The following is a 14,389-nucleotide window of genomic DNA, read 5'->3' on the forward strand; positions in this document are numbered from 1 at the left end:
GCGACGCCGTCAGGCGGCGGCCCGGCCCGCTGCGAGCGCCACGAACGCAGCCCACCCGTCCCGACCGATCCGCAGCACCGGTCCGTCGCCCGCGGTCTTGGAATCCCGCACGTACACGGCCTCCGCGCCGACGGCCACCTCGACGCAGTCCCCGCCGTTCGGGCCGCTGTGGCTGCTTTTGACCCAGGACAGTCCATCAACCGCGTTGCCCTGCTGTTCGATGCTCATGTCTCCCCTGCCACCCGCCCGATGAGGTCAGCCGATTCCTCGGCGTTGAGGGCCTGTGAGCGCAGCATCCCATATTGGAGCCAGAACTCACTGACCTCGTGACAGTCGGATCGGACACTCACCACACCCTGCGATTCGATCACCACGAACCTCCGGCGCTCGACCGTCTCCAGCAGGACCATGGGACCGTTGAGCCCGCTGTGAGCGGCTCTGCTGCTCGGCATCACCTGGATGTCCACATGCCGCATGCGACGACACTCCAGCAGGTGGACCAGTTGGGCTCGCATCACCTGCGTCCCGCCCACCATCCGGTGCAGTGCCGCTTCCTCCATGATGAACGCGAAGACGGCACAAGGTGCTTTGCGCGTCAGGAGGGACTGCCGCGCGAGACGTGCCGCGACGCGCTGATCGATGATCTCGTCATCGAGTGGCGGGAAGTGGGCCCGGATCAGGGCACGGGCATAATCCTCCGTCTGGAGAAGCCCCGGGATCACGAGTTGGTCGTAGGAGAAGCGGCTCACGGCGTCCTGCTCCAGCGCCGCCACGTCCTGGAAGAAGGCGGGCAGTTGTGCGCGGTCCACGTCGTCCTGCAAGGCGCTCAAGGCCCCGTCGGCCTTCAGCACCCGTTCCGCCGCGGCGGTGAAGGCCGCCTTCGCGGGCCGCCGTCCCTGCTCCACCGAGGCGACCTGCTCGATGGAGTAGCCGATCGCGTCCGCCAGCGACTGCTGGGTGAGGCCCGCGCGTTCGCGGAAGAGGCGGACGAGTCTGCCGTAGGCGCTCCACGCCCCGGGACGGTTCCCGCCGCCGTCCGCGGCGGGCCTGGCGCGTTCGGTGTTCCGGCCCATCGCTTCCCCTGTCCTGCCGTCCTCCGCGGTGCACCCGCATGGCGAACCACGACGGCTCCGGCCGGGTCACGGGCACGGCCCGTACAACTCCCGTACGGCACCCGTACGGGGCGGACCTCCCCGTCGCGTACGGCCGTCCGACCTGGCCGCCTCCCCGCGCAGGACGGGACGGTTGCGGCATGCGACCGCAGAGTCCCGCCACCGGGCAGCCCACCGCCGTCCCGCACGTCACCGTCCGCCTCAGCGGCACCCGGCGGGGGGTGCGGCTGGCGCGTCGGCTCGCCGTCCAGCAGTTCACCGAGTGGACCGGTCTCCCCCACGACTGCGACGCCGCGCACGCCGTCGCCCTCGTCACGGGCGAACTGGCGGCCAACGCCGTCACCCACGGCAGCGTCCCCGGCCGGGATTTCCGGCTGGCACTGTTCCTCCCGCCCGAACCCGCCGTCGTGCGGGTCGAGGTGACGGACACCCGTCCGGAGCGCCTCCCCCGCCACCCCGCCGCCGAACCGGGCTCTCCCGACGCGGTGTCGGGGCGGGGGCTGCTCCTGGTCTCGGTGTACGCCAGGCGCTGGGGGTGCGAGGTGCGGGACGCGTTCACCAAGACCGTCTGGGCGGAGATCGCCCGGCCGTCCTGACCGCCACCGGCACGCGGGGCCTCACCGCACCAGGACGGGCGGACGGCGCGCCGGGCCGGTTGCCGTCCGCCCGTCTTGGTGCGGTGACGGTTGTCACGGTGCTGTTGCACCATGGGATCCGTCCGCCGGACGGTCCTATGGTGGTGTCCGGTTCGGGCGGAACCGGTCGTCGGGGGACGGGGGGACGAGGTGGAGTTGGCCGAGGGGATCGCCGCGGTGCGGGCGGGGAGGGGGAACCCGCAGGCCCTGCTGGGGGAGTTCCGGCGTGCGGCGGTGCTGGTGCCGGTGGTGGACGGCGGGTTGTCGACGGCTGCCTTCGGCGGGGTGCGGTGGATCCATGCGTTCACCGACGAGGCGGCTCTGGCGCGTTTCGCGCGGATGCGGGGCGCCGCGCCCGATCGTGCGTGGGAGTACGTGTCGGTGCTGGGTGCGCGGCTGCTGGATGTGGTCGTCCCCCGGATGGACGGTCCGGGAGGGGTGGCGGTGAACGTCGCGGACGGGGACGGTTCGATGCTGTTCCCGCCGGTGCGGGGGATCGTGCCGGACGCGGTGGCGGTGGACGTGGACACGGCCCGGGGGGAGGGTGCGCGGTGAGCGGCGAGGGGGATCTGAAGCTCTCCAAGGAGGCCCTGGATCTGATCGCCAAGGGTCTGAACGGGGCGATCGGCGAGTTGAAGCAGGTGGGTGCCTCGCCCACCGACTCCCTGCAGGGCGCCGGTTTCGGCGACATGGCGCTGAGCGCCATGGAGGCCGGCCACTCGGAGCTGGCCAAGGAGTTCGAGGGCTTCTGCGAGGACTGGGAGTGGGGCGTGCGCGCCCTGGTCATGGACGCCAACGGTCTGGCGGCCCGGCTGGGGCTGGCGGCCGGGATGCTCTACTCCGAGGAGCGGTACTGGGAGGGCACCTTCAAGGTCGCCGCCAACTCCTTCGTCGGCAACCCCCACCTGTCCGAGGACGAGGTCACCCGGCGGGAGTGGGGGGATCTGGTCTCCTTGGAGAACTACCGGCCCGACTACAGCGCCGAGTCGTTCCGGCAGGCCGGGCAGGAGATGGCCCAGACGTGGAAGGACACCGGCCGCAGCCTGGCGACCGAGGGCCAGGGCGGCTTCCTGAACGATCTGGCGATGGACGCGGCCGGGGTCGAGGACCACCAGCGCGAGCAGGTGCTGGACGCCGTGTACGGCCCCTCCCCGCAGGAGCGGGCGCAGCAGGGCGGCGGGGGTGAGGGCTGATGGGGTGGCGGGACTTCGTCCCCGACGTCATCGAGGACAAGGTCGAAGAGGGTGTCGAACTCGTCGGCGAGGGCATCGAGGAGGTGGGGGACGCCGGCGCCGGCCTGCTGGAGGAGGCCGGCTGGGAGTCCGGCGCGGACTGGGTGCGCGACACCTCCCGCTCCGCGGCCAACGCCCTGGGCGCCGACGTCGACGAACTCCAGCTCGGCCAGACCGAGGACCCGAAGAAACTGATCTACGGCAGTGCGGCCAAGCTGCGGTCGACCGCGAGCCACCTGCGGGACTTCCGGCGGGCGTTCGACAACGTCGGGCGGGGCATCAAGGGGCTGGACTCGGCGGAGTTGGAGGGCCAGGCGGCCGACGCCTTCCGGGCCAAGGCCGCGAAGGAGCCGCCGAAGTGGTTCAAGGCCGCCGACGCCTGCGAGAAGGCCGCCGGCGCGCTGGAGGACTTCGCCTCCACGGTGGAGTGGGCGCAGGGGAGGGCCAAGGACGCCGTCGAGAAGTACAAGGCGGCGGTCAAGGCGTCGCAGGAGGCGCTGAAGGCCCACAACGCCAAGGTCGACGCCTACAACAAGGACGTCAAGGCGTACAACGCCAAGGTGGAGGCGGGCGAGGACCCGGGCACGCCGCCGGTGTGCCCGGCGGAGTTCAAGGACCCGGGCCCGGCGAAGATGAAGGAGGCCGAGGAGGTCCTGGCCGAGGCCCGCAAGCAGCGCAACGAGGCCGCGGAGAAGGCCCGTACGGCGGTGCGGGCGGCCCGGGACGCGGCACCGGACAAACCGTCCTACGCCGAGCAGGTCCAGCACGGCGCGGTCGGCCTGCACCTGGACGCCTCCCACTTCCTGGGCGGAGTCGTCAAGGGCACCACCGGGCTGGTCTCCTTCGCCCGCAGCATCAACCCCGCCGACCCGTACAACCTCACCCACCCGGCCGAGTACGCCACCAACCTCAACAGCACCGTCGCCGGACTGGTCCAGGTCGCCAACGACCCCTGGGGCGCGGGCCGGCGGATGGTCACCGACTTCATGAAGGACCCGGCAGAAGGCTTCGGCCGGCTGGCCCCCGACGCGCTGCTGACCGCCGCCACCGGAGGCGCCGGAGCCGGCGTCAAAGCCGCCCGGATCGCCGCGGACGCCGCGGACGCGGCCAGCGACGCCAACCGCGCCCGCCGCGCCCTCGACAACGACGGCCCGGACCAGCACGGCAACGGGCCGGACGGCAGGAACTCCGGCGGCACCGACCCGGTGGACCTGGCGACGGGGAGGATGTTCCTGCCCCAGACGGACCTCTCCCTGCCGGGCGCCCTGCCCCTGGTCTTCCGGCGCCATGTGGAGTCCGGCTACACCGCGGGCCGCTGGTTCGGGCCGTCGTGGACCTCCACCGTCGACCAGCGCCTGGAGATCGACCCCGAGGGCGTGGTCTTCGTCGCCGACGACGGACGGCTGCTGGCCTACCCCCACCCCGCCCCGGGAGTGCCGACCCTGCCCTCGGCCGGGCCGGCGCGGATGCCGCTGGAGCGCACCGTCGACGGCGGCTACACCCTCACCGACCCGGAGACCGGCTGGGTACGGCACTTCGCCCCACCGGCCGGCGGCGGGGACGGCATCGCCCTGATCGAGCAGATCACCGACCGGACCGGGCACCAGATCGTCTTCGTCTACGACGAGGACACCGGCGCCCCGCTGCGGATCGAGCACAGCGGCGGCCACACCCTGTGCTTCACCGTCGAAGACGGCCGGGTCACCGCCCTGTCGCTGGGTGATCAGGTCGTCAAGCGGTACGGCTACACCGACGGCCACCTCACCGAGGTGGCCGACCCCCTCGGGCGGCCGCTGCGCTTCGAGTACGACGACGAGGCCCGGGTGGTGGCCTGGATCGACTCCAACGACCGGCGCTACGACTACGTCTACGACAACCTGCACCGAGTCGTCGCCGAGGGCGGCACCGAAGGCCACCTGCAGGTCCGTATCACCTACGACGGCACCGACCCGGACACCGGCCACAAGGTCACCACGCTCACCACCGCGGCCGGCCACGCCACCCGGCATGTGATCGACGACCGATTCCGCACGGTCGCCACCACCGACCCGCTGGGCCACACCACCCGCTTCCGCCACGACGACCACGGGCGCCCGGTGGAGGTCACCGATCCGCTGGGCCGGACCACCCGCTTCGCCTACGACGAACACGGCCGCGTGGTCGGAATCACCCGCCCGGACGGCCGGGAGGTCACCGTCACCCGCAACGACCTCGGCCTGCCCACCGAGGTGCGCGAGGCCGACGGATCGGTGTGGCGGCACACCTACGACGAGCGCGGCAACCGGGTGTCGACGACCGATCCGGCCGGCCACACCACCCGCTACGCCTACGACACCCGCGGCCACCTGACCGCCGTCACCAACGCCCTGGGCGAGACCACCTCCGTCCGCTGCGACGCCGCGGGCCTGCCCGTCGAGATCACCGATCCGCTGGGCGCGGTCACCCGCTACACCCGCGACGCCTTCGGCCGCCCCGTCACCCTCACCGATCCCCTCGGCGCGGTCACCCGCCTGGAGTGGACGGTGGAGGGCAAACTCACCCGCCGCGTCGGCCCGGACGGGGCCGAGGAGCGGTGGGAGTACGACGGCGAGGGCAACTGCGTCCGCCACACCGACCCGGCCGGCGGCACCACCTCGTTCGAGTACACCCACTTCGACCTGCTCGCCGCCCGCACCGACCCGGACGGGGTGCGCTACGAGTTCGCGTACGACGCCGAACTGCGTCTGACCCGGGTCACCAACCCGCAGGGCCTGACCTGGTCGTACGAGTACGACCCGGCCGGACGCCTGATCGCCGAGACGGACTTCGACGACCGCACCGTCACCTACGCCCACGACGCGGCCGGACAGCTGACCTCCCGCACCACCCCGCTCGGCGCCACCATCACCTTCGCCTACGACGAACTCGGTCACTTGGTTCGCAAGGACGCCGCCGGCACCGTCACCGAGTACGAGCGCGACCTCGCCGGCCGTCCGGTCCGCGTCGCGAGTCCCGACGCGGAACTGATCTACCACCGCGACCGGCTGGGACGGGTCAAGACCGAACTGGCGGGTGGCCGCCCCCTGTCGTTCTCCTACGACGCCCTGGGACGGCGCACCCGCCGCGTCACTCCCAGTGGAACGGTGTCGACCTACGCCTACGACGCGGCCGGCCACCGCACCACGCTGACCACCGGCGGCCACACGCTGGACTTCGCCCACGACGCCGCCGGACGCGAAACACAGCGCCGCATCGGCGACGTCACCCTCGCCCAGGTCTGGGACCCGGCCGGGCGGCTGACCGGCCAGACCCTCACCGGCCCGAACGCCCCCGGCCCCGTCCAGCAGCGCACCTACCACTACCGCGCCGACGGTTATCTCACCGGCGTCGACGACCTCCTGGCCGGTTCGCGCACCTTCGACCTGGACGCGGTCGGCCGGGTCACCACCGTTCGCGCCCAGGGCTGGACCGAGACCTACGCCTACGACGCGGTCGGCAACCAGACCTCCGCCGCCTGGCCCACCGACCACGCCGGCGCCGAGGCCACCGGGGAACGCACCTACACCGGCACTCTCCTCACCCGCGCCGGACGTATCCGCTACGAACACGACGGCGCCGGGCGCCTGGTGGTGCGGCAGAGGACCCGGCTGTCGAGGAAGCCGGACACCTGGCGCTACGAGTGGGACGCCGAGGACCGTCTCACCACCGTCACCACCCCCGACGGGACCGTCTGGCGCTACCGCTACGACCCGCTGGGCCGCCGCATCGCCAAACAACGCCTGGCCTCGGACGGCGAGACCGTGGTGGAGCAGATCGATTTCACCTGGGACGGCCCGGTCCTCATCGAGCAGACCACCACCGCCCCCGACCTCCCCCACCCGGTCACCCTCACCTGGGACCATGACGGCCTGAGGCCTATCGCCCAGACCGAGCGCCTCCTCGACCCCGAGGATCAGGCCGAGATCGACGCCCGGTTCTTCGCCATCGTCACCGACCTGATCGGCACCCCCACCGAACTCGTCGACGAAGGCGGCCACATCGCCTGGCGCACCCGCACCACCCTGTGGGGCACCACCACCTGGAACCGCGACGCCACCGCCTACACCCCACTGCGCTTCCCTGGCCAGTACCACGACCCCGAAACCGGCCTCCACTACAACTACTTCCGCCACTACGACCCGGCCACCGCCCGCTACGCCACCCCCGACCCCCTCGGCCTCACACCCGCCCCCAACCCCACCACCTACGTCCACAACCCCCACACCTGGACCGACCCCCTCGGCCTCTCGCCCGAGGAGGGCTGCGGCGATAAGAATTGGCGACGTGGAGCAGACGGCCCGGCAAATGTTGCGAACGGGGAAAGACTGCGGGAACAATTGCGCGAAGAGGCTGGCCCTGTCGGGTCGCTTCAAGGGGTAGATGACATCATGAACAATCCGCAAATTCTAGCGGGGGGTGTAAAACCAGAGGATGTTCGCGGTGCGCTGATAAATGAGACCGGCTGGAGAGAGGAGACCCTCGGAAGAGGAAGCCACGCTGGTCAAGGTTGGGTTTTGCGGGAGTACAACGAAAGAGGGGAACCTACGGGTCGTATGCTGCGCTGGCACCCGGGAGGTGGGCATCATGGGGAAGGAGCCTACTGGCGAGTGAAAGGGTACGAGGGAGATCTAGGGGGAATCATTCGATGAGTAGACAGGTCAAGCGAGACATACTTCTACGCGACCTTAGGAGGTCCCTGGAGCAACTATCCTGGAACGCCGAGCGGCAGTTCGCCTACGTGGACGACCTGGGCGTCGACGTGGACGAAATCGCATTGGAGTTCGACGACCTTTTCCGAATCGCCGAGTCCATGGCCACTCAAGGGCTAATTTCAGACAATTTTTTCACTCACCTGAAAAGCGTTGATTCACAGTTGTCGACGATGACCAGTAAGGGCACTGAAGTTTGGAGGCGGGAAAAGGTGAAGGATTCAGAGGAGTGGGAAACTTTGCGCAAACTCGCAATTGAGACGCTTAGAGTGGCTAATAGTGATTGAGGATTTTTCATCCTCAGTCTGAGCCGGCCAGATGTAGGCAGAGGACGGCTTGGACGAGGCCCGTGATGCGGATGGTCGAGCACCGCAATTTGCGGAGGAGCCGCCAAGACTTGAGGGTGGCGACGGCCCGCTCAACAGGGACAGGATCTTCGCGTGGGACCGATTGGCCGCCTGCTGGGCCCACGGGGAGTGCCTCCCAGCGGCCCCAGCACGGGACACGGACCGTTTTTCCGGCTCCTCGGCGCCCCTTGTCCGACCAGCTTTGACGTCAGCGTCCGCGAAGGCGCCGATGATGCCGTGCTCACGGGTGGCCCGGGCGTCGTGGACGGCACTGGGCAGAGCCGGCGAGGCTCAAAGCGGCCGACCGATGGGGGCACCTCCCGGCCGGAGGCCGGGGGAGGATCGGCCAGGATCTGCACGTTCATTGCCCGGTTCTTCGCCATCGTCACCGACCTGATCGGCATCCCCACCGAACTCGTCGACGAAGGCGGCCACATCGCCTGGCGCACCCGCACCACCCTGTGGGGCACCACCACCTGGAACCGCGACGCCACCGCCTACACCCCACTGCGCTTCCCCGGCCAGTACCACGACCCCGAAACCGGCCTCCACTACAACTACTTCCGCCACTACGACCCGGCCACCGCCCGCTACGTAACCCCCGACCCCCTCGGCCTGCAACCAGCTCCCAACCCCACCACCTACGTCCACAACCCCCACACCTGGACCGACCCCCTCGGCCTCTCGCCGTATCCGAACCAAATTCCGGAGAACTTGGCGCAAAAGTTGGCTGACGCGGAAAGGGTTGGAGTCAAGCCGCTGAAGGTCGGTGACAAAGGATTCGACGCTGTGGTGAACTCGGGAACTGTGAAGTGGGCCGTTGACGAGCAAGGTAACCTGTTTGTCATCCCGAAGTACGCGGAAGGCATTGAGCTGAAGCATCCCGTGATCACAGGGGGCGCCCAGTGCTCACCGCGGGCGAGGCGGAGATAGCTGGCTCTAGAGGGAGCTACTTCGGGATGGAGATCAATAATCAGAGCGGCCACTACAAGCCTTCCATGGAGAGCCTGGAAATAGGAAGAAAAGCCTTTGAGCGAGCCGGAATACATTTCCTCGACTGAGAAACTCGACGAGTGGACCGGCACCTTCAAGAGGGGACACCTAAAAGAAGTCTCCGCAGAGGAAGCCAAAAATATTCTCTCGACTCCCGCTGGTGAGGACCTCTCCGGTGCCATGCTGGAAGAATTGAGAGACATGAGCGTCGGAAAAATGCAGAGCTCGCTGCCGGGGAAGGAAGAAAGAATCTTATGGGGCGAGGTGGCCGTTCTATGCATTCACCGCAAAAATACCGGCGAGGGCGCCAATCCTCTCGCTTCTGCCGCTGAAGAGGCTCGCGTCAGGGCTTACATCATTTGCGAGTTCGGCGAGGTAAGCTGCGAGGCGCTTTGGAGCCTTGCGGGACTGTGCGAGTTCATCGTCGAATCGGTTCCTTGTTCACTTGAGGACGTGAGAGCGAAAGTGTCACACTGGCGGAGTCTGAGTCGTGAAGAAATTTTGCTTCTGCGGCGAGTCAAGAACTTGCTCAATGCCGCGGAAAGCGTCAAGGAGCTCTTCCGAGGAAAAGATGAGGCATGTGAAGCCCTCAAGGCATGGCTGGAAATTCGTCCCCAATTGCCCTGAACGACAGGCAACCGGCTCCTGCGTGCAGCCGAGCAATGGATACCAGTACTTCTTGCGGCAGGTGAACGAGGAGTGACGGACACGAACGAATCGTACCGCGATACACCGATATCAGACCGGGCCTTCCACTCCCTTACCCGGAACGAATCGGAAAGCATCGCTAGAAGGGACTCCCGCCAATTGTCATTGGAACGATCACGCAGGAGCCCAGAGGTCGCCGCAAAGATGACCGAACCTCTCCACTCCATCAGGAACATGATGCAGGAGTGGGAGCGTTTGGCGAATGCGCTGGAGTCCCAATGGGGAACAGTTGACTATTTCCCCCTGGACGACTACTTGTTCGCGCTTGACATGCGAGCTTCTCTTGAAGAAGCGATCAGCGAAATCGCTCCCGAACCGCCCACTCCCCTTCTTGCTGCCCTTGAAATCCTCGATACCCGGTTTCTCTCGCATACCGTAGAGGACGAGCAGGGACAGGAAGGGAAACTGCGGAGCTGGCTGAAACCGGTTTCCAAAAGACCGCCGGAGTGGCTATGGAATCGCCGACCACGCATCATGCCATGGTGATGACCAGATCACAGTCGCACTTTGCGGAAATCCTGAGGCCAACAGGAAGACCACCTCTGAAACGAGTGGAGGGAAACCACAATCCATCTTTTTTCGGAAAAATTTTCGACACCCATGAAACCCGGGTTGCTTCCTATTGAAATCGTAGTACTTACTATCACTCCGCTGAACCTCTTTCATCCTGGGACGCGAGGGTGAAACGGGCTGGTCAGTGGCTGTGGTGACGAGGCAGGGCCCTCGTCGTTGGCGCGGTGATTCCACTCGGAGCACCAGCGGCACGGCATGAACGTCCGGGTCATCGCGCGTCCGGACGGCACACCGTTGTGGTTTTCCCGCGCGATGCCGGGCCGCACCCACGACCTGACCGCGGCCCGCGCCCACTGGGGGCCGCCCCCTCCGGGGACATCGTCCAAGCCTGTCTGACCCGGCAGATCCTCGTGCTCGCCGACCGGGCCTACTAGGGCGCCGGCGCCGCCTTCCGCACCCGTACCACCACTACAGCGAACAGCCCGAGCACCACCAGCAGTTCAACCGGGATCGTGCCCGGCTCAGAGCTCCGGGAGAACGCGCCTTCGCACAGCTGAAGTCCTGGCGGCTGCTACGGCGAACCAGATGCTCCACTCGTCGCATCAGCATCATCGTCCAGGCCGTCCACACCCTGCTGACCTGCGGTTATTCAGGATGAAAAGGTTCACTGATAGGCGGGGTGATGAGCAGGGTGCCGGACGTCCGGCACCGATCGCGTACGACCGGGCAGGCCCCGCTCAGCCGGCGGGTGGGCCGGCGCAGGGCCGAGATCCTGCACCGGCTCGTCGTCCGTTTCCCGGCCGCCCCGCAGGGCGCTCCCCCGAAGCACTGTCACCACACCGATGAGTGGGGCGGTTCGGCGGGGAGGGCGGTCGTATTCCCGGGCCTGCCGGCCCGCGGACGTGTTTTCCTGGCTCCGCCCGCCCTCGCGCGCGGCCCAGGTCCCGATCGGTCACGCCCGCCGCTGTCGGACCGGCGGTGGAACATCCCAGGGAGACAACATGATCGACACCCGACTCGACGGCAGGAACGTCCTGGTCACCGGAGGCGCCGGGAACATCGGTGCGGCCATCGGCCGCGCCTTCGCGGCACAGGGCGCACGGGTCGCGGTCCACTACCTGGCGCAGGACCCTCCCGCTCCGGAGGGCACGGAGTGGGCCCACGCCACACCCGGTCCCGCGGAGGCCGAGGCGTTGGCGCGGGAACTCGGCAACGGCTCCTTCGCCGTCAGCGCGGATCTGGCCCGGCCCGACGCGGCGCGCCGGCTGGTGGCCGCCGTCGCGGAACGCCTCGGGACGATCGACGTCCTGGTCAACAACGCGGCCCACTGCGAGGCGCCGGACACCGTCGACACCCTGACCCCCGACTCGCTGGAACGGCACTACCGGGTGAACGCCATCGCTCCGGCGCTCCTCACCGCCGAGGCGGCACGCCTGCACGACGCCGGCCGGCCGCTGTGCGTCGTCAACGTCTCGACCGACGCCGCCAGGGCGTTCCCCGGGCAGATCGGCTACGGGACCTCGAAGGCCGCCCTCGAGGCCCTCACCCGGGCCACCGCGCTGGACCTGGCCGGGCAGGGCATCCGGGTGAACGCCGTCGCACCGGGACCGGTGCAGACCGGGTGGATGGGGGAGGACCTCGTCGCCCGGGTGACGCGGGCCGTGCCGATGGGCCGGGTCGGCGAGCCGGAGGACATCGCCGACGCCGTGGTCTTCCTGGCCTCGCACCAGGCCCGCTGGATCACCGGGCAGGTCCTCCAGGTCGCCGGCGGGCACGCCCTGTGACGTGCGGTCCGCTCCCCCGGGCGCGGCATCCGGAAAGCACCGGGAGACTCCGCCCCGGGCGGAGGGGCGCACGGACCGGCGCCCGCGGGCCGGGCGTCCCCGCGCCCGCCTCCCCGCCCCGCGGCGGCACGGGCGAGGCGGGCGCGGCGCGGGGCGGGTGCGCGGCGCGGGCCGGGTGCCGTCAGGCCAGGGAGGCCACCAGCTCCGCGACCGGCTTGCGGCGGCCGGTGTAGAACGGGACCTCCTCGCGGACGTGGCGGCGTGCCTCGGAGCCCCGCAGGTGGCGCATCAGGTCGACGATGCGGTGCAGCTCGTCGGCCTCGAAGGCCAGCAGCCACTCGTAGTCGCCCAGCGCGAAGGAGGCCACGGTGTTGGCGCGCACGTCCGGGAAGCCGCGGGCCATCTTCCCGTGCTCGGCGAGCATGCCGCGGCGCTCCTCGTCGGGCAGCAGGTACCAGTCGTAGGAGCGCACGAAGGGGTAGACGCACACGTAGGCGCGCGGCTCCTCGTCGGCGAGGAAGGCCGGGATGTGCGAGCGGTTGAACTCGGCGGGGCGGTGCAGCGCCATGTTCGACCACACCGGCTCCAGGGCGCGGCCCAGCCTCGTGCGCCGGAAGAGGTTGTACGCCTCCTGGAGCGCGTCGGCGGTCTCCGCGTGCCACCAGATCATCAGGTCGGCGTCGGCGCGCAGCCCGGAGACGTCGTAGGTGCCGCGCACGGTGACGTCCTTGGCGGCGAGCTGGTCGAACAGCTCCTGGACCTCGTCCGCGTACCCGGCGCGGTCCTCGGGGAGGGCCTCGCGCAGCCGGAAGACCGACCAGAGGGTGTAGCGGATGACCTCGTTGAGGTCCTTGGCCTTCTTGCCCGCGTTGGGCGTCTTGCGGGGTTCAGCAGTCATACGGCCATTCTCACGCGGACGCCCCGGCGTGCGGCTACCGGGTCCCCGCGGGCCGCAGCACCTGCTCGGCGGCGGCGCGGGCGCTCGCGACGCAGGCCGGGATGCCCACCCCGTCGTAGGCCGCCCCGCACACGGCCAGGCCGGGCAGCGTCCCGAGCCGGCGGCGGATCCGGGCGGTGCGCTCCAGGTGGCCGACGGGGTACTGCGGCAGGCCGTCCCGCCAGCGGGTGACGGCGGTGTCGACCGGCCGCGCGTCCAGGCCGACCGCGGCGCGCAGGTCGGCCAGGGAGGCCGCCACCAGGTCGGCGTCGTCCCGTCCGAGGACCTCCTCCTCGCCGTACCGGCCCAGGGAGGTGCGCAGGACGAACAGGTCCGGGTCCTGCTCGGCGCACCAGGTCCACTTGTTGCTCGAGAAGGTGGACGCCTTGATCGCCCGCCCGTCCACGGACGGCACCAGGAACCCCCGGCCCTCGGGCACGCGCGCGAGGTCGGCGCGGCGGAAGGCCAGGGTGACCAGTGCCATGGAGGCGTACTCGACGGCCGCCAGCTCCGCCGACGCGCCCGGCTCCAGGTCGGCCAGCAGCCGGGCGGCGGCGGGTGCGGGGACGGCGAGGACGACGGCGTCGGCGTGCAGCGCGCGGTCCCCCGCGGCCACCGTCCACCCCTGCGGAGTGCGGCGCAGCTCCGTCACGGGGGCGCCGGTGAGGATCTCCGCGCCCGCGGCGCGGCAGGCGCCGGCGACGGCGGCCGGCAGCCGGCCCATGCCGCCGGCGATGCCCGTGAAGACCGGTCCGTCCTGGCCGCGCGCGGCGGACCGCTCCTGGATGCCGCGCACGGCGGCGAGCAGCGAGCCCTCCTTCCGGGCCGCCTCGTGGAGGACGGGGACGGCGGCGCGCAGGGAGGTCCGGTAGACGTCCCCGGCGTAGACCCCGCCCAGCAGCGGTTCCACGAGCCGGTCCACGACCTCGCGGCCCAGGCGGGCGGCGACGTACTCGCCGACGGCCACGTCGCCGCCGATCCCGGCGGGCGGCAGTTCGGTCTCCCGGGCGGCGCGGGCGACGCCCTCGGGCGAGACCACCCCCTCCAGGACGGCCGGATCGCCGGGCACGCCCATGACGTGGCCGGTGGGCATCGGGCGCACCGCGCCGCGGGTCCAGATCGCCGCGGTGCCGGCGGCGGGCGGCTGGAGCGCGTCGCCGAGCCCGGCGGCGCGGGCCAGTTCCAGTCCCTCGGGGCGGCGGGCGAGCATCGACTCGGCGCCGAGGTCGACCGCGACGCCCGCGACCCGGCCCGCGCGCAGCTTGCCGCCGAGCCGGGAGGAGGCCTCCAGGACGGTCACCCGGGCGCCGCCTTCGAGCAGGTGGTGGGCGGCGGCGAGGCCGGCGATGCCGCCTCCGGCGACGATGACGTGCATGGCTCCACTGTCGCAGACGCCCTGCG

At 70.0% G+C, this 14,389-nt stretch carries 12 protein-coding genes and 3 pseudogenes; 10 read left to right on the forward strand and 5 right to left on the reverse strand.

Going from position 1 to position 14,389, the window contains the following annotated elements:
- Positions 1–9: 9 nt before the first annotated feature.
- Both ACFSJS_RS20850 and ACFSJS_RS20855 read right to left on the reverse strand, forming a co-directional pair.
- On the reverse strand, positions 10–228 hold the full coding sequence (locus ACFSJS_RS20850; RefSeq protein ID WP_380902641.1) for a DUF397 domain-containing protein: 219 nt from the start codon (positions 226–228) through the stop codon (positions 10–12).
- Positions 225–1,073 (reverse strand): helix-turn-helix domain-containing protein, encoded by an 849-nt coding sequence (locus ACFSJS_RS20855; protein ID WP_380902643.1) that lies wholly within the window; start codon positions 1,071–1,073, stop codon positions 225–227. The genes ACFSJS_RS20850 and ACFSJS_RS20855 overlap by 4 nt, the downstream gene beginning before the upstream one ends.
- Before the next feature lie 179 nt (positions 1,074–1,252).
- On the opposite strand from ACFSJS_RS20855, the gene ACFSJS_RS20860 reads away from it, so the two are divergent.
- From ACFSJS_RS20860 to ACFSJS_RS20880, 5 genes are all read left to right on the forward strand, one after another.
- Complete coding sequence (locus tag ACFSJS_RS20860) at positions 1,253–1,708, forward strand: ATP-binding protein (RefSeq protein WP_380902645.1); 456 nt, start codon at positions 1,253–1,255, stop codon at positions 1,706–1,708.
- Between the two features lie 189 nt (positions 1,709–1,897).
- On the forward strand, positions 1,898–2,302 hold the full coding sequence (locus tag ACFSJS_RS20865; protein WP_380902647.1) for an SseB family protein: 405 nt from the start codon (positions 1,898–1,900) through the stop codon (positions 2,300–2,302).
- A complete protein-coding gene (locus ACFSJS_RS20870) occupies positions 2,299–2,940 on the forward strand; it encodes a hypothetical protein (protein WP_380902649.1) in 642 nt (213 codons plus the stop codon). The genes ACFSJS_RS20865 and ACFSJS_RS20870 overlap by 4 nt, the downstream gene beginning before the upstream one ends.
- On the forward strand, positions 2,940–7,646 hold the full coding sequence (locus ACFSJS_RS20875) for a putative T7SS-secreted protein (RefSeq protein WP_380902651.1): 4,707 nt from the start codon (positions 2,940–2,942) through the stop codon (positions 7,644–7,646). Before ACFSJS_RS20870 ends, ACFSJS_RS20875 begins: the two co-directional genes overlap by 1 nt.
- The gene (locus ACFSJS_RS20880; RefSeq protein WP_380902653.1) at positions 7,643–7,993 is read left to right on the forward strand and encodes a hypothetical protein; all 351 of its coding nucleotides are present in this window, start codon (positions 7,643–7,645) and stop codon (positions 7,991–7,993) included. The genes ACFSJS_RS20875 and ACFSJS_RS20880 overlap by 4 nt, the downstream gene beginning before the upstream one ends.
- Before the next feature lie 13 nt (positions 7,994–8,006).
- Here the strand turns inward: ACFSJS_RS20880 and ACFSJS_RS20885 are convergent.
- Positions 8,007–8,344 (reverse strand): annotated as a pseudogene (locus ACFSJS_RS20885) (transposase family protein); the annotation flags it as partial.
- A gap of 78 nt (positions 8,345–8,422) precedes the next feature.
- On the opposite strand from ACFSJS_RS20885, the pseudogene ACFSJS_RS20890 reads away from it, so the two are divergent.
- The 5 genes and pseudogenes from ACFSJS_RS20890 to ACFSJS_RS20910 all read left to right on the forward strand — a co-directional run.
- A pseudogene (locus ACFSJS_RS20890) lies at positions 8,423–8,755 on the forward strand (RHS repeat-associated core domain-containing protein); the annotation flags it as partial.
- Between the two features lie 327 nt (positions 8,756–9,082).
- Positions 9,083–9,673, forward strand: coding sequence for a hypothetical protein (locus ACFSJS_RS20895; protein ID WP_380902655.1), 591 nt, complete (start codon positions 9,083–9,085; stop codon positions 9,671–9,673).
- Positions 9,674–9,898: 225 nt separating this feature from the next.
- On the forward strand, positions 9,899–10,240 hold the full coding sequence (locus tag ACFSJS_RS20900; RefSeq protein WP_380902657.1) for a hypothetical protein: 342 nt from the start codon (positions 9,899–9,901) through the stop codon (positions 10,238–10,240).
- A 267-nt stretch (positions 10,241–10,507) separates the two neighbouring features.
- Positions 10,508–10,925: pseudogene (locus ACFSJS_RS20905) on the forward strand (transposase family protein); the annotation flags it as partial.
- 343 nt (positions 10,926–11,268) lie between these two features.
- Positions 11,269–12,051: an SDR family NAD(P)-dependent oxidoreductase gene (locus ACFSJS_RS20910; protein ID WP_380902659.1), complete on the forward strand. Its 783-nt coding sequence runs from the start codon at positions 11,269–11,271 to the stop codon at positions 12,049–12,051.
- A gap of 181 nt (positions 12,052–12,232) precedes the next feature.
- Here ACFSJS_RS20910 and hemQ read toward each other — a convergent pair whose 3' ends face one another.
- Complete coding sequence (gene hemQ / locus ACFSJS_RS20915) at positions 12,233–12,949, reverse strand: hydrogen peroxide-dependent heme synthase (RefSeq protein ID WP_380902661.1); 717 nt, start codon at positions 12,947–12,949, stop codon at positions 12,233–12,235.
- A gap of 34 nt (positions 12,950–12,983) precedes the next feature.
- Positions 12,984–14,363, reverse strand: coding sequence for a protoporphyrinogen oxidase (gene hemG / locus ACFSJS_RS20920; RefSeq protein ID WP_380902663.1), 1,380 nt, complete (start codon positions 14,361–14,363; stop codon positions 12,984–12,986).
- Positions 14,364–14,389: the final 26 nt, after the last annotated feature.

Origin of the sequence: Streptomyces desertarenae (assembly GCF_042681365.1) — a bacterium.
Classification (GTDB): Bacteria; Actinomycetota; Actinomycetes; order Streptomycetales; family Streptomycetaceae; genus Streptomyces; species Streptomyces desertarenae.